Source organism: Streptomyces sp. NPDC050418 (assembly GCF_044458745.1).
Classification (GTDB): domain Bacteria; phylum Actinomycetota; class Actinomycetes; order Streptomycetales; family Streptomycetaceae; genus Streptomyces.
The window spans coordinates 430,821-446,006 of record NZ_JBITIG010000006.1 but is presented as its reverse complement, the minus strand read 5'-3'; the positions used below and the strand labels follow the sequence as shown (position 1 = coordinate 446,006).

General features: G+C 71.4%; 11 protein-coding genes. 7 read left to right on the top strand and 4 right to left on the bottom strand.

Features of this window, described 5'->3' with window-relative positions:
• Positions 1-128: 128 nt before the first annotated feature.
• The 4 genes from ACIBI4_RS17295 to ACIBI4_RS17280 form a co-directional block, all read right to left on the bottom strand.
• On the bottom strand, positions 129-2,516 hold the full coding sequence (locus ACIBI4_RS17295; RefSeq protein ID WP_399204730.1) for a DUF3488 and DUF4129 domain-containing transglutaminase family protein: 2,388 nt from the start codon (positions 2,514-2,516) through the stop codon (positions 129-131).
• A complete protein-coding gene (locus ACIBI4_RS17290) occupies positions 2,513-3,907 on the bottom strand; it encodes a DUF58 domain-containing protein (protein ID WP_399204729.1) in 1,395 nt (464 codons plus the stop codon). The genes ACIBI4_RS17295 and ACIBI4_RS17290 overlap by 4 nt, the downstream gene beginning before the upstream one ends.
• A complete protein-coding gene (locus tag ACIBI4_RS17285) occupies positions 3,907-4,965 on the bottom strand; it encodes an AAA family ATPase (protein WP_399204728.1) in 1,059 nt (352 codons plus the stop codon). The genes ACIBI4_RS17290 and ACIBI4_RS17285 overlap by 1 nt, the downstream gene beginning before the upstream one ends.
• Before the next feature lie 249 nt (positions 4,966-5,214).
• On the bottom strand, positions 5,215-5,763 hold the full coding sequence (locus tag ACIBI4_RS17280) for a beta-class carbonic anhydrase (protein ID WP_399204727.1): 549 nt from the start codon (positions 5,761-5,763) through the stop codon (positions 5,215-5,217).
• A 326-nt stretch (positions 5,764-6,089) separates the two neighbouring features.
• Here ACIBI4_RS17280 and rsmH point away from each other — a divergent pair, with 326 nt between their 5' ends.
• The 7 genes from rsmH to murD all read left to right on the top strand — a co-directional run bounded on the left by rsmH (position 6,090) and on the right by murD (position 15,178).
• Positions 6,090-7,046, top strand: a complete 957-nt coding sequence (rsmH, locus tag ACIBI4_RS17275; protein WP_399204726.1) for a 16S rRNA (cytosine(1402)-N(4))-methyltransferase RsmH — start codon at positions 6,090-6,092, stop codon at positions 7,044-7,046.
• Complete coding sequence (locus ACIBI4_RS17270; protein WP_399204725.1) at positions 7,043-7,567, top strand: septum formation initiator family protein; 525 nt, start codon at positions 7,043-7,045, stop codon at positions 7,565-7,567. The genes rsmH and ACIBI4_RS17270 overlap by 4 nt, the downstream gene beginning before the upstream one ends.
• Positions 7,568-7,571: 4 nt before the next feature.
• A complete protein-coding gene (locus ACIBI4_RS17265; protein WP_399204724.1) occupies positions 7,572-9,542 on the top strand; it encodes a peptidoglycan D,D-transpeptidase FtsI family protein in 1,971 nt (656 codons plus the stop codon).
• A 64-nt stretch (positions 9,543-9,606) separates the two neighbouring features.
• Positions 9,607-11,295: a UDP-N-acetylmuramoyl-L-alanyl-D-glutamate--2,6-diaminopimelate ligase gene (locus tag ACIBI4_RS17260; RefSeq protein WP_399204723.1), complete on the top strand. Its 1,689-nt coding sequence runs from the start codon at positions 9,607-9,609 to the stop codon at positions 11,293-11,295.
• A 4-nt stretch (positions 11,296-11,299) separates the two neighbouring features.
• Complete coding sequence (gene murF, locus ACIBI4_RS17255; protein WP_399204722.1) at positions 11,300-12,685, top strand: UDP-N-acetylmuramoyl-tripeptide--D-alanyl-D-alanine ligase; 1,386 nt, start codon at positions 11,300-11,302, stop codon at positions 12,683-12,685.
• A gap of 4 nt (positions 12,686-12,689) precedes the next feature.
• Positions 12,690-13,760, top strand: a complete 1,071-nt coding sequence (gene mraY / locus ACIBI4_RS17250) for a phospho-N-acetylmuramoyl-pentapeptide-transferase (protein ID WP_399204721.1) — start codon at positions 12,690-12,692, stop codon at positions 13,758-13,760.
• Positions 13,757-15,178, top strand: coding sequence for a UDP-N-acetylmuramoyl-L-alanine--D-glutamate ligase (gene murD / locus ACIBI4_RS17245; protein ID WP_399204720.1), 1,422 nt, complete (start codon positions 13,757-13,759; stop codon positions 15,176-15,178). The genes mraY and murD overlap by 4 nt, the downstream gene beginning before the upstream one ends.
• Positions 15,179-15,186 lie beyond the last annotated feature (8 nt).

The following is a 15,186-nucleotide window of genomic DNA, read 5'->3' as shown; positions in this document are numbered from 1 at the left end:
GGGGGCCACTCGCACTGGGGGCCCCCCCCCCCGGGGGGGGGGGGGGGCCCCCCCCCACCCCCCCCCCCCCCCCCACACCCACGTCGTCGTTTGGTGCGCTGGTGTGGGGGCTGACGCCCCCACACCCCCTACTTGGCCCGTCGCGGGACCAACCGCCCCATGTGCCACCGCTCCTTGACGGTGATCCACCGGTCCGAGACCGCCCAGCCCACCCGGACGGCCGAACGCGGTGCGAGGGTCGCGCGCCAGCGGGCGCCGCGGCTCATCGACGCGTGCATACCGGCCCGCATCCGGCGGACGTCCTCGGCCACCCCGGGCGCAGGCTGCGGCACCGGTGCGTAGAGGACCTGCTCCACCGCCGCCGCGATCCGGTGCACCGCCTCGGCCGCATCAAGCTCCAGCTCGCAGAGCCGTACGATCCGGGCCGCCGCCTTGCGCGGGGTCTGGGCCTCGTCCGGCGCGATGCCGTAGTCCCAGGCGGAGTCCGTGACTTCGAGCCAGGCGGCGAGGGTTCTCGCCACCCCGTCCTGCGCGGTACGTCCCGCTGATCCCAGCCGTACGCTCCGCAGCCGCGTACGCCACATGAACGGGAGCAGCGGCACCAGGAGGAGCGCCAGGACACCTCCCGCGATGCCGAGATACGTGCCCCACGGCGGACCGCCGTCCGAGCCGCCGGCTGCCGCACCGGGATCCTGCGAGCCGCACTCGTTGAAGCGGCGCAGCTCCGGCGGGCAGGAGTCGGAGGCCGAGGCGGACGGGTCGTCGCTGGGTGCCGCGGTGTCGGTGGCCGAGGGGGCCGCACTGCTCGGCGTGTCCGACGGGATGTCGTCCCGCGTGTAGTCCGGCGCCGAGCCACGCGTGGGTGTCGGCTCGAAGCGGGTCCAGCCCACGCCCTCGAAGTACAGCTCGGGCCAGGCGTGCGCGTCGCGCAGACCCACCGACATCGAGCCGTCCGCGGTCGGCGACCCGGGCGTGAAGCCCACGGCGACCCGGGACGGGATGTCGAGGGTGCGGGCCATCGCCGCCATCGCGAAGGAGAAGTGGACGCAGAAGCCCTCCTTGTCCTTCAGGAAGCGACTGATCGCCGCCGATCCGCTGCCCGCCTCGACGTTGGTGTCGTAGGTGAAGCCGCCCTCGACCGCGAAGTACTCCTGCAGCTTCACGGCCATCTCATAGCTGTTGGTGGCGCCTCTGGTCACCTCCTCCGCTTTCTCGTAGACATCGCGGGGCAGTGACCTGGGCACGTCGGTGAACTCGTCGACGATGTCCGCGTTGGGTGCCGGTGCGTCTGCCAGCTTCTGCGCCGTCGGCCGCACCTCCAGGCTCTTGACCGTGTACGTCTTGCCCTTGGTCGTCTCGCCGCGGTCACCGACCACCGCGCGCCCGATCGGCTCGAAGCGCCAGTTGCCGTCGATGTCGACCTGACTGGCGGGGTACGGCATCGGCAGCCAGGTCTGCGCGTACCAGTCGGCGGCGCTGATGGTGGTGCTGACCTCCTTGGTCGCCACGTCGCCGCTGAGCCCGCGGGGCTGCGGCAGCTGGGTGGGCACCTCGGTGATCGAGCGCTCGGCGGGCTTCCACTCCGTGCCGTCGAACTGGTCGAGCGAGACGATCCGCATGTACATGTCCTGGTTGGACGAGGCGTTCGTCCGGTACTTCAGGACCTCGCGGTCGTTCGGCTGGTTCAGGTTGTTCTGCAGCGAGACCAGCGGATTGACCGCGGAGATCGTGCCGCCCCCGCCGCTGCCGCCCCCGCCGGAGCCCGTCGGATCGAGCAGCCCGCCGTCCAGGGCGGGCAGCGCCGCCGGCACCACCAGCGCGATACCCAGCGCGAACGCGCCGATCCGCCGCCCGGTGCGCACCGGCGCCGTGGCGCCGCCGTCCGTGTCCAGTCCCGCATTCCGGCTCGCCCGCCGCGGCGCCCCGCCGAAGACACGGCCCCACTGCGAGAGCCGGTCGCGGCCCTCGGCGAGCAACAGCAGCAGATAGCCCGCCGCCGCGAGCACGAAGAGCGCCCAGCCCGCACCGTCCTTGGAGAGCCCCGCCGCCACCGAGTACAGCGCGAGCAGCGGCAGACCTGCCGGGGCGGCGCTGCGGAAGGTCACCGCGAGCGCGTCCACGGCCAGGCCGATCACCAGGACGCCGCCCACCAGCATCAGCCGGATGCCCTCGGACAGCGGCGCCGGAGTCGAGTACGCCGCGACGTCCTCGGCTCCCGCCTGCAGCAGCACCCCGAACTCCCTGATGGAGTCCGGGCTCGGCACGACCAGGGCGAAGGCCTGTTCCCGTGCGAAGAACACGGTCAGCAGGAGCAAGGTCACCAGGACCTGCGCCGCGACCGTCAGCGGACGGGCCAGCGGAACCCGCCGGGCCGCCGCGCCCACCCCGGACTGCACGGCGAGCAGAAGCGCCGCCTGGGCGATCCAGCCCGCCGAGAGGACCAGCGGCAGCATCGCGCACGCCGCCATCATCGTGGCCGCGTAGGCGCACAACGCGAGGCGTGTGCGGCCGCTCATGACCATCCCCCTGTCGCCTGTGCTTCCGAACGCCCCACGACGCCGGTCTTCTGCCGGTCCGCCTGCCGCCACAACTCGGCGAGCGGTAGCCCGGGCGGCACCGCGAGCGCCGTCCAGCCGGCCTCGCGCAGCAGCCGCAGCCGCTCCTCGAGCCGGGCCGAGGGGCCCTGGGCGCCGCCCTGGACCCAGGCCTCGTTGTCCATCACGAACGCCACCGCGGCGCCGCTGCGCTGCCGCATCCGGGCCGCGACCGCGGCCTGTTCCTCGTCGAGGTCGCCGAGGAACGCGATGAGCAGCCCTTCGCCGCCGCCGCGCAGCACGTCGTACGCGCGCGAGAGACCCGCGCCGTCCGAGTGGTCGACCACGGCGAGCGTGTCCATCATCAGGCCCGCGGCGTCCGCCGACTCCTGCGTGGAGCCCGCGAAACCGTCGGCGCCCTCACCGGGCACCGCGGTGCCGGTGTCGGTCAACAGCCGTACGGAGAAGCCCCGTTCCAGCATGTGCACCAGGGCCGAGGCCGCGCCCGAGACCGACCACTCGAAGGCCGAGTCCGGGCCCGTGCCCTGGTGGGCGATGCGGCGGGTGTCGAGCAGGACGGTGCAGCGCGCCCGCTGCGGCTGCTCCTCGCGGCGCACCATCAGCTCGCCGTACTTCGCGGTGGAGCGCCAGTGCACGCGCCGCAGGTCGTCGCCGTGCCGATAGCCGCGCGGGATCACATCGTCCTCACCGGCCAGCGCCAGTGACCGCTGCCGCCCGTCGCCGTATCCCTGGGCCTCGCCCGAGAGCCGGACCGCGGGCAGCGGCTCGACGCGCGGGATCACGGTCAGGGTGTCGAACGCGCTGAAGGAACGCGTCAGTTCGCACATCCCGAACGGGTCGCTCAGGCGCAGCTGCAGCGGTCCGAGCGGGTAGCGCCCGCGCAGATCCGAGCGCACGCGGTACGACACCTCGCGCCGCCCGCCCGCCTCGACCCGGTCCAGGACGAACCGGGGCCGCGGCCCGAGCACGTAAGGCACCCGGTCCTGCAGCATCAGGAGCCCGGTGGGCAGCCGCGACACGTTGTCCAGGCGCAGATGCACCCGCGACTCCGAGCCCGCGGGCACCCGGGCGGGCGCGAGGCGGCGCGAGCCGGCCACGCGGTACCGCGTGCGGTAGAGCACGATCGCGCTGACCAACGGCAGGACCGCGAGCAGCAGCCCGACCCGCAGCAGATCACTCTGGCCGAGCACATACGCGCACACGGCCGCGGCGATCCCGGCGGCCAGGAACGAACGGCCGCGTGTGGTCAGTCCCGCGAAGGCGGTGCGCAGCCCGCCCCTGTCGTCGTCCGACTGGGAAATCCCGCCCCGGGCCCGCTGCCCGCTGCCCTGCGCCGGCCCCCCGGCCGTCATCAGAGCCTCCGGGCGCCGGGGTGCTGCTGACCATAGGCAGGAGCCCCGGGCATCTGCGCGGAGGGAGCCGACGGATAACCGGCACCGGGCGCCTGGGCGGCCGGGACCGGGATGCGCTGCAGGATCTCGAGCACGACCTGCTCGGAGGTGCGGCGGTTCAACTGGGCCTGCGCGGTGGGCAGGAGCCGGTGCGCGAGGACCGCGACGGCCAGCGCCTGCAGATCGTCGGGCAGAACGTAGTCGCGCCCGCTGAGTGCGGCGGAGGCCTTCGCGGCCCGGAGCAGATGCAGGGTCGCACGCGGCGACGCGCCGAGTCTGAGGTCCGGGTGGTTACGGGTCGCGGCGACGACCTCCACCGCATAGCGCCGTACGGCGTCGGCGACATGGACCTTGCGGACCGCGTCGATCAGCTTGACGATGTCGTGCGCGTGGGCCACCGGCTGCAGGTCGTCGAGCGGCGAGACACCGCCGTGCACGTCCAGCATCTGCAGCTCGGCCTCGGCATTGGGATAGCCGATGGAGACCCGGGCCATGAAGCGGTCGCGCTGGGCCTCGGGCAGCGGATAGGTGCCCTCCATCTCGACCGGGTTCTGGGTCGCGACGACCATGAACGGGTTGGGCAGCTCGTAGGTCTGCCCGTCGATGGTGACCTGCCGCTCCTCCATGGACTCCAGGAGCGCGGACTGCGTCTTGGGCGAGGCACGGTTGATCTCGTCGCCGATCACGATCTGCGCGAAGATCGCCCCCGGCTTGAACTCGAAGTCCCTGCGCTGCTGGTCGAAGATGGACACACCGGTGATGTCCGACGGCAGCAGATCCGGTGTGAACTGGATGCGCCGCACCGAGCAGTCGATGGAGCGCGCCAGCGCCTTGGCGAGCATGGTCTTGCCCACGCCCGGTACATCCTCGATGAGCAGATGGCCCTCGGCGAGGAGCACGGTCAGCGAAAGCCGTACGACCTCAGGCTTGCCCTCGATCACTCCCTCCACCGACCTGCGGACTTGATCCACAGTGGTGGTCAGATCTGTGAGGCTCGCTCGATCTTCATAGGTCGTCACCCCGGCCCTCCTCGGCCACTTGCCACGGGCCGGTGTCACGACCGACCCGAACCCACCCCTGAATACGGACAGCGCGGCCGAATGGTTCCGCGCGGTGCCTTCCCCGCATTCTTGTTGCCGTTACCCGTTCGTGTCACTTGCCTGCGGACAACTGCCTGACCTATGTCGGGTTTTGGGCGGGTTTACGGGGCGGAATGGTCACCCGGGAGGAGCATGCGCCGGGCGCCGTGCGGGGGCGCCCGACGCGTTTCAGCCTGCGTCGATCTCGTTCAGGAGGCCGGTCTGGACGTCGAAGACGAAGCCGCGGACGTCATCGGTGTGCAGCAGGAACGGCGAGGTGCGCACGCGCGCCATGGACTGCCGCACGTCCTGGTCGACGTCGCGGAAGGCCTCGACGGCCCAGGCCGGACGCTGTCCGACCTCGTCCTCCAGCTCGTGCCGGAAGTCCTCGGTGAGCGTGAGCAGACCGCAGCCGGTGTGGTGGATCAGGACCACGCTGCGGGTGCCGAGGGCGCGCTGGCTGATGGTGAGCGAACGGATCACGTCGTCGGTGACCACGCCGCCCGCGTTGCGGATCGTGTGGCAGTCGCCGAGCTCGAGGCCCAGCGCGTCGTGCAGGTCGAGCCGGGCGTCCATGCAGGCCACGACGGCGACCTTGAGGACCGGGCGGGCGTCCATGCCCGGGTCCACGAAGTCCGCGGCGTAGTTCTGGTTCGCCTCGACGAGTCGGTCGGTGACGGTGCCCTGCCCGGTTATGGCGCCGTCCGGGCCAGGGGAGAACGATCGAGAAGTCGACATGACCGAACCGTAGCGGCGGATGTGTATACAAGCCCGCTGTGAGAGGTGACAAAGAACGTCAAAGCGCCTTGTCGTGATGCACTCCACAGGAGGGGCGGCAGGGGTCCGTACGGGTGAACGGGCGCGGGGGCGACGCGTGCGCCCGGTTGATTGACCGGGACCGGCGGTGGACTAAAGTGACGCGAACCGACAGACGTGTACGCGTCCGGCGGTTACCGAACTCCAGGAGACCGTCCCCCTACGACGGGCTCCCCGCGCGTGCGGTCGTACGTACGGCTAGGGGATCCGGCCGCACATCCGGTCCGTACCTGACTTGAGAAGGTGCGTTGAGCGAGCAGCGACACGTCCCGGTGATGCTCCAGCGGTGCCTGGACCTGTTGGCCCCCGCGCTCACCAAGCCGGGGGCGGTCGTCGTCGACTGCACCCTCGGTCTCGGCGGACACAGCGAGGCGCTCCTGCGGCAGTTCCCCGAGGCCCGTCTCGTGGCGCTCGACCGCGACAAGGAAGCGCTGCGCCTGTCCGGCGAACGCCTCGCCCCGTTCGGTGAACGTGCCACGCTCGTGCACGCCGTCTACGACGAACTCCCCGACGTGCTCGACCGCCTTGGCCTCCCCCACGTGCAGGGCGTCCTCTTCGACCTCGGCGTCTCGTCCATGCAACTCGACGAGGCCGACCGCGGATTCGCCTACGCGCAGGACGCACCGCTCGACATGCGCATGGACCAGACCACCGGTATGAGCGCCGCCGAGGTCCTCAACACCTATCCCGCGGGCGAACTCGTCAGGATCCTGCGGGCGTACGGCGAGGAGAAGCAGGCCAAGCGGATCGTCAGCGCGATCGTGCGCGAGCGCGAGAAGGAGCCGTTCGCGAACAGCGCGCGGCTCGTCGAGCTGATCCGGGACGCGCTGCCGCAGGCCGCCAAGCGCACCGGGGGCAACCCGGCCAAGCGCACCTTCCAGGCGCTGCGGATCGAGGTCAACGGTGAACTCACCGTCCTGGAACGGGCGATCCCCGCGGCCGTGAAGGCGCTCGCCGTCGGCGGCCGGTGCGCCGTCCTGTCGTACCACTCGCTGGAGGACCGCCTCGTCAAGCAGGTGTTCGCGGAGGGCGCCGCGAACACCGCGCCGCCCGGCCTGCCCGTGGTGCCCGAGCGCTACCAGCCGCGTCTGAAACTGCTCACGCGAGGCGCCGAACTCCCCACCGAGGAAGAGGTCGCCGAGAACCGGCGTGCGGCCCCGGCCCGCCTGCGCGGCGTGCAGCGCATCCGGGAGGACCTGTCGTGAGCCCGCGCGGGGTGGCGCGCTTGCGGGGGAGGGCCGCGCAGCTCGCGCGGCTGCTGCCCGCGGGTCCCGCCTCGGCGGCGCGCACCCCGTTCGTGCTGCTCATCGTGGTGCTGCTCGGCGGCGGCCTGATCGTGCTCCTCGTCCTCAACTCGGCGCTGAACGAAGGATCGTTCCAGCTCAGCAAACTCAAGCGGGAGACCACCGAGCTCACCGACGAGCAGCAGAAGCTGGAGACCGACGTCGACGGCTACTCCGCGCCCGACGCCCTGGAGCGCCGCGCCCGCGAGCTCGGCATGGTGCCCGGCGGACCGCCCGCGTTCCTCGACCCCGACGGCAAGGTCCGCGGCAAGCCAGGCGTGGCCGTCGCACCCCCGTCGCCGGCCAAGGCGCGCCCCAAGCCGTCCGCCTCCGCGCCCTCGGTGTCGGTCTCCCCGGGGCCCGGCGCCTCCGGCAGACCGACGCCCACCGGCACCCCCACCGCCTCGACCACCCCGTCACCCTCCACGACCCCCGGCAGGTGAGCCCGTGACCGACCGGCAACCGCCGCGCCGCCGCGTCCCCGGACCGGCGCGGCCCCCGCGTTCCGGAGCGCCGCGCCGGCCGGGTCCTGGCGGCCGGCCCGCCGCACGCCGTCCGCAGCCCGCGCCCAAGCGGTCCGCGTCCGGGCGGCCCGGGCCGAACCTGATCCGGCTCGGCAGCCCGCGCCCGCGGCTGCGCCTGGTGAGCCTCGGTCTGACGCTGGTGCTGCTCGCCTTCGTCGTACGCCTCGTACAGGTACAGGCGGTCGATGCCTCCGCGTACGCGGCGAAGGCCGAGGAGAACCGGTACTTCAGCCGGACGCTCACGGCCACCCGCGGCCAGATCACCGACCGCAACGGCCATCAGCTCGCGTCCAGCGTCGACGCGTACGACATCACCGCGGACCCGTCGATGTTCACGGCGAAGTCCGCCGGGACGAAGGACGCACCCGAGCAGGCCGCGGCGCTGCTCGCCCCGATCCTCGACAAGGACGCGTCCGAGCTCGCATCGAAGCTGAAGAAGCCCAAGTCGCGCTACGCGCTCCTCGCGCGCCGCCAGACCCCGCAGGTCTGGAACCAGATCAAGGACCTCAAGGGCGCGCTCGCCGACAAGTCGCCGAAGACCGGCGGCGTCCTGGCCGGTGTCTTCCAGGAGCCGAGCACCAAGCGGATGTACCCGAACGGTGATCTCGCCGCCGGGATACTGGGCTGGGTCAACGCCGACGGCAAGGGCGGCGGCGGTATCGAGTCGCAGCTCGACAAGGACCTGTCGGGCGAGGACGGCACGATCACGTACGCCCAGTCCGGCGGCCGCCGCGTCCCGACCGCGGGCAGCAGCGAGACCCCGGCCGTGCCCGGCTCGGACGTGGAGCTGACGCTCGACCGGGACATCCAGTACGTGGCGCAGAAGGCCATCGAGGACCAGGTCACGAAGTCCAAGGCCGACCGCGGGTACGTGGTCGTCCAGGACACGAAGACCGGCGAGATCCTGGCGCTCGCCAACGCGCCCGGCTTCGACCCCAACGACCTCACCAAGGCGAACGCGAAGAACCTGGGGAACCCGGCGCTGCAGGACGCGTACGAACCGGGCTCGACCAGCAAGCTGATCTCCATGGCCGCCGTCCTGGAGGAGAAGGCCGCCGCGCCCGACACGCACGTCACCGTGCCCAACCGGCTGCACCGCGGCGACCGGCTCTTCAAGGACGACATCGACCACGAGACCTGGTACCTGACGCTCAGCGGCGTCCTCGCCAAGTCCTCCAACATCGGCACGATCCTGGCGACGCAGCAGCTCGGCAAGACGCAGAAGGAGGCCAACCAGGTCCTCTACGACTATCTGCGCAAGTTCGGCATGGGCCAGAAGACGGGGACCGGCTTCCCCGGCGAGACGGGCGGCATCCTGCACAAGCCCGAGGACTGGTCGACCTCCACCCAGTACACGGTCCCCTTCGGCCAGGGCTACTCGCTCAACGCCGTGCAGGCCGTCTCCATGTACTCGACGGTCGCCAATGGCGGCGTCCGCGTGGAGCCCTCTCTCGTCCGCGGCAAGAAGGGCCCCGACGGACGGTTCACGCCCGAGGACGAGCCGAAGAAGACCCGGGTCATCAGCGAGTCCACCGCGAAGACGCTCTCCGGGATGCTGCAGTCCGTGGTCGACGACAAGGAAGGCACCGGCACCAAGGCGGCCATCGACGGCTACCGGGTGGCGGGCAAGACCGGCACGGCCAACCGGGTCGACCCGGAGACCGGCCGCTACAACGGGTACACGTCGTCCTTCGCGGGCTTCGCCCCGGCGGACAAGCCCCGGATCTCCGTCTACTGCGTCGTACAGAACCCGACGAAGGGCAACTACTTCGGCGGCCAGATCTGCGCCCCCATCTACCAGCAGGTCATGGAGTTCGCCCTCAAGACCCTGCAGGTCGCCCCCACCGGAGCCAAGGCCCCGGGGATGCCGGTCACCTTCGAACCGGGGGACTGAACCGGGACGAACACGCAGCAGCACCCCGTATGTACGCCCACAAGCACGAACAGGTACCGCCGCCGTGACAACCATCACCCCGGGTCCCGGGAACCGGACCGAGCCGTCGGGCAGCCACGCCGCCCCATTTCGCCCCGGGCCACCCACGCCCGGTACGCTCACCGCCGTGCCACACGCTGATCAGTCCCCCACCACCCGTGAGGGCGGCCCCGTGACCTACCCGGGACCGCCGCGGCCGGAGCGGGTCACCGCGAGCACGCTCGCCGACCTCGCCGCCGCCCTCGGAGTCGACAGTCCCGCGGACGCCGAGGTCACCGGCATCACCCACGACTCCCGTGCGGTGCGCCCCGGTGACGTCTACGCGGCCCTGCCCGGCGCCCGTCTGCACGGCGCCGACTTCGCCGCCCAGGCCGCCGACCTCGGCGCCGCCGCGATCCTCACCGACCCGGCGGGCCTGCCCCGCGCCGCGGCGACCGGGCTTCCGGTCCTCGTCGTGGGCGACCCGCGCGGCCGGATGGGCGAGCTGGCGGCCACGATCTACGGGCGTCCCGGCGAGGCCCTGCTGCAGATCGGCATCACCGGTACCTCGGGCAAGACCACGACCGCGTATCTCGTCGAAGGCGGCCTCAAGGCGGCCGGACGCGCCACCGGGCTCATCGGCACGGTCGAGATGCGCATCGGCGACGAGCGCATCAAGTCCGAGCGCACCACGCCCGAAGCCACCGACCTGCAGGCCCTGTTCGCGGTGATGCGCGAGCGCGGCACCGACGCGGTGGCCATGGAGGTCTCCAGCCACGCGCTGGTGCTCGGCCGCGTGGACGGCTGTGTCTTCGACATCGCCGTCTTCAACAACCTGAGCCCGGAACACATGGAGTTCCACTCCGACATGGAGGACTACTACCGGGCGAAGGCACAGCTCTTCACCCCGGAGCGGTCCCGGCTCGGCATCGTGAACCTCGACGACGAGTACGGCCGCCGGCTCGCGAAGGAGGCGTCCGTCCCGGTCGTCACCTTCTCCGCCGAGGGCCACCCGGACGCCGACTGGCGCGCCGACGAGGTCGAAGTCGGCCCGATGGACTCGGTGTTCACCGCGCTCGGCCCGCAGGGCGAGCGCATCACCGCCAAGTCCCCGCTGGCCGGCCCCTTCAACGTGGCCAACACGCTCGCCGCGATCGTCTCCCTGGCCGCCGCGGGCCTCGACCCGCAGACCGCCGCCGACGGCATCGCCGCCGTGCCCGGCGTACCGGGCCGCCTGGAGCGGGTCGACGAGGGCCAGCCCTACCTCGCCGTCGTCGACTACGCGCACAAGACGGACGCCGTCGAATCGGTCCTGCGCGCGCTGCGCAAGGTCACCGAGGGCAAGCTGCACATCGTGCTCGGCTGCGGCGGCGACCGCGACAAGACCAAGCGAGCGCCCATGGGCGCGGCGGCCGCACGGCTCGCCGACACCGCGGTGCTCACCTCCGACAACCCGCGCTCCGAGGACCCCCTCGCGATCCTCGCCACGATGATCGCGGGCGCCGCCGAGGTGCCCGTGCACGAGCGCGGCGACGTGGTCCTCTTCGAGGACCGGGCCGCCGCCATCGAGGCGGTGGTCGCCCGCGCCGAGGCCGGTGACACGGTGCTCGTCGCCGGCAAGGGCCATGAACAAGGACAGGACATCAACGGGGTCGTACGCCCCTTCGACGACCGCGACGTGCTGCGGACCGCAATCCGGCGCCACCGCGCAGCCGCCCAGAACCCCCGGGGATGAAGCTGTGATCGCCCTCTCCCTCGCCGAGATCGCCACCCTCACCGGCGGGCAGCCCCACGACATACCGGACACCGGCCGCGAGGTCACCGGACCCGTCGTCATCGACTCGCGCAAGGTCGAACCCGGCTCGCTGTTCGCCGCGTTCGCCGGTGAGCATGTCGACGGCCATGACTACGCGGACAAGGCCATCGCCTCCGGGGCGGCCGCGGTGCTCGCCACGCGGCCCCTGGGTGTGCCCGCGATCGTCGTCGACGACGTGCAGGTCGCACTCGGCAAACTGGCCCGCGAGGTCGTACGGCGCCTCGGCACCGAAGTCGTCGCGCTCACCGGCTCCGCGGGCAAGACGTCCACCAAGGACCTGATCGCCCAAGTGCTGCAGCACCACGCGCCCACGGTCTGGACGCCCGGCTCCCTCAACAACGAGATCGGTCTGCCGCTCACCGCACTCACCGCGGACGCCGGCACCCGCCACCTCGTCCTGGAGATGGGCGCCCGCGGCATCGGCCATATCCGCTACCTCACGGATCTGACCCCGCCGAAGATCGGCCTGGTGCTCAACGTCGGCACCGCGCACATCGGCGAGTTCGGCGGCCGCGAGCAGATCGCCCAGGCGAAGGGCGAGTTGGTGGAGGCGCTGCCGGCCGACGGCACGGCCGTCCTCAATGCGGACGACCCTCTCGTACGCGCCATGTCCTCCCGTACGAAGGCGAAGGTGCTGTTCTTCGGAGAGGCGGAGGATGCCGACGTACGCGCCGAGAACGTCCGTCTGACCGACCAGGGACAGCCCGCCTTCCTGCTGCACACACCCTCCGGGTGCAGCGAGGTGACCTTGCGCCTGTACGGTGAGCACCACGTGTCGAACGCGCTTGCCGCGGCCGCCGTCGCCCATGAACTGGGTATGTCCGCCGAGGAGATCGCGACAGCGCTCTCCGGGGCGGGCAACCTGTCCCGCTGGCGCATGGAGGTCACCGAGCGCGCGGACGGTGTGACCGTCGTCAACGACGCCTACAACGCGAACCCCGAATCCATGCGGGCCGCGCTGCGCGCCCTGGCCGCCATGGCCAAGGGCCGCCGGACGTGGGCGGTGCTCGGGCAGATGGCCGAGCTCGGCGACGCGGCACTGACCGAACACGACGCGGTCGGACGGCTCGCCGTCCGTCTCAACGTGAGCAAGCTCGTCGCGGTCGGGGACAGGGAAGCGTCCTGGCTGCAACTGGGCGCATACAACGAGGGTTCGTGGGGTGAGGAGTCGGTGCACGTGTCCGACGCACAGGCGGCTGTCGACCTGCTGCGCAGCGAGCTGCGCCCGGGAGACGTCGTACTCGTGAAGGCGTCCAGGTCGGTGGGCCTGGAGCAGGTCGCGCTCGCACTGCTCGAGGGTGAGGTCTGAGCCGATGAGGCAGATCCTGTTCTCCGGTGTCATCGGGCTCTTCCTGACCCTGATCGGCACCCCGCTGCTCATCAAGCTGCTCGCCAAGAAGGGCTACGGGCAGTACATCCGTGACGACGGCCCGCGCGAGCACGCCAGCAAGCGCGGTACGCCGACGATGGGTGGTATCGCCTTCATCCTGGCGACGATCATCGCGTACTTCGCCACGAAGCTGATCACGGGAGCACCGACCACCTTCTCGGGTCTCCTGGTGCTCTTCCTGATGGCGGGCATGGGCCTCGTCGGCTTCCTCGACGACTACATCAAGATCATCAAGCGGCGTTCGCTCGGTCTGCGGGCGAAGGCCAAGATGGCCGGCCAGCTGACCGTCGGCATCACCTTCGCGGTGCTCGCGCTGCAGTTCGCGGACGTCCGCGGCAACACCCCGGCCTCCACCAAGCTCTCCTTCGTGCAGGACTTCGGCTGGACGATGGGCCCGGTCCTGTTCGTGGTCTGGGCGCTGTTCATGATCCTGGCCATGTCCAACGGCGTGAACCTCACCGACGGCCTCGACGGTCTGGCGACCGGCGCCTCGGTGATGGTCTTCGGCGCGTACACGTTCATCGGTGTCTGGCAGTTCCAGGAGTCCTGCGCCAACGCGGTGACGCTCACCAACCCCTCGGCCTGCTTCGAGGTACGTGACCCACTGGACCTCGCGATCGTGGCGTCCGCGCTGATGGGCGCCTGCTTCGGCTTCCTGTGGTGGAACACCTCGCCCGCCAAGATCTTCATGGGCGACACCGGTTCGCTCGCCCTCGGCGGCGCCCTCGTGGGCCTGGCGATCTGCTCCCGTACCGAGTTCCTGCTCGCCATCCTCGGCGGCCTCTTCGTCCTGATCACCATGTCGGTGGTCATCCAGGTCGGCGCGTTCCGCCTCACCGGCAAGCGCGTCTTCAAGATGGCGCCACTGCACCACCACTTCGAACTCAAGGGGTGGTCCGAGATCCTTGTCGTGGTCCGCTTCTGGATCATCCAGGGCATGTGCGTGATCGTCGGTCTCGGTCTCTTCTACGCAGGATGGGCGAACAACAAGTGACCGCACTCGACGTCGCGGGACGCCACGTCACCGTCGCCGGTCTCGGCGTGAGCGGCATCAGCGCCGCCCGCGCCCTGGCCGGCCTCGGCGCTTCGGTGACCGTCGTGGACGGCGGCTCGGGCGAGCTGCATCGCGAGCGCGCGGCGGCCCTGGAGGCGGACGGTATCTCCGTACGCCTGGGGGACGCTTCGACGCTGCCCGAGTCCACCTCGCTCGTCGTCACCTCGCCGGGCTGGAAGCCCTCGTCCCCGCTGTTCGCGGCGGCGGCCGAGGCGGGCGTGGACGTGGTCGGCGACGTCGAGATCGCCTGGCTCCTGCGCGGCCCGGACGCGGCCCCCTGGCTCGCGATCACCGGCACCAACGGCAAGACCACCACGACCCAGATGCTGGCGTCGATCCTGCGCGCGGCCGGTCTGCGCACGGCGGCGGTCGGCAACATCGGTACGCCGATCATCGACGTCGTACTCGAAGGCGACGACGCGTACGACGTGCTCGCGGTGGAGCTGTCGAGCTACCAGCTGCACTGGGCGCCCTCGCTGCGCGCCCACTCCGCGGCCGTCCTGAATCTCGCGCCCGACCACCTCGACTGGCACGGCTCCATGGAGGCGTACGCCGCCGACAAGGGCCGTATCTACGAGGGCAACCAGGTCGCCTGCGTCTACAACACGGCGGACAAAGCCACCGAGGACCTTGTCGTCGAGGCCGACGTCGCGGAGGGCTGCCGCGCGATCGGTTTCACCCTCGGCACCCCGGGACCGTCCGAACTCGGCGTCGTGGACGGCCTCCTGGTCGACCGCGCCTTCGTCGAGAACCGGCAGAAGAGCGCCCAGGAGCTCGCCGAGGTCGCCGACGTCAACCCGCCGGCCCCGCACAACATCGCCAACGCCCTCGCGGCCGCGGCCCTCGCACGCGCCTACGGGGTGCAGCCCGCCGCCGTACGGGAAGGGCTGCGGGCCTTCCGCCCCGACGCGCACCGCATCGCGCACGTCGAGGACGTGGCGGGTGTCGCGTACGTGGACGACTCCAAGGCCACCAACACCCATGCCGCACAAGCCTCGTTGGCGGCGTACGAGTCGATCGTCTGGATCGCGGGCGGACTCGCGAAGGGGGCGACCTTCGACGAACTCGTACAGAAGTCGGCAAAGCGACTGCGCGCCGCCGTCCTCATCGGCGCGGACCGCGCGCTCATCGCGGAAGCCCTCGCGCGACACGCGCCGGACGTCCCGGTCGTCGACCTCGAACGGACCGACACTGGGGCGATGTCCGCCGCCGTCCGCGAGGCCGCACGGCTCGCAGAGCCGGGGGACACCGTCCTCATGGCACCTGCCTGTGCCTCGATGGACATGTTCGTGAACTACAACAAGCGCGGTGAGGCCTTCGCGGACGCGGTCCGCGCCCTCGCCGCCGAGCACGCCTAGCCCGGTCC

Coding starts and splice junctions, on each gene's coding strand:
- ACIBI4_RS17290 (WP_399204729.1), bottom strand. CDS start 3,907: ATGACGGCCGGGGGGCCGGCGCAGGGCAGCGGGCAGCGGGCCCGGGGC.
- ACIBI4_RS17280 (WP_399204727.1), bottom strand. CDS start 5,763: ATGTCGACTTCTCGATCGTTCTCCCCTGGCCCGGACGGCGCCATAACC.
- ACIBI4_RS17295 (WP_399204730.1), bottom strand. CDS start 2,516: ATGAGCGGCCGCACACGCCTCGCGTTGTGCGCCTACGCGGCCACGATG.
- mraY (WP_399204721.1), top strand. CDS start 12,690: ATGAGGCAGATCCTGTTCTCCGGTGTCATCGGGCTCTTCCTGACCCTG.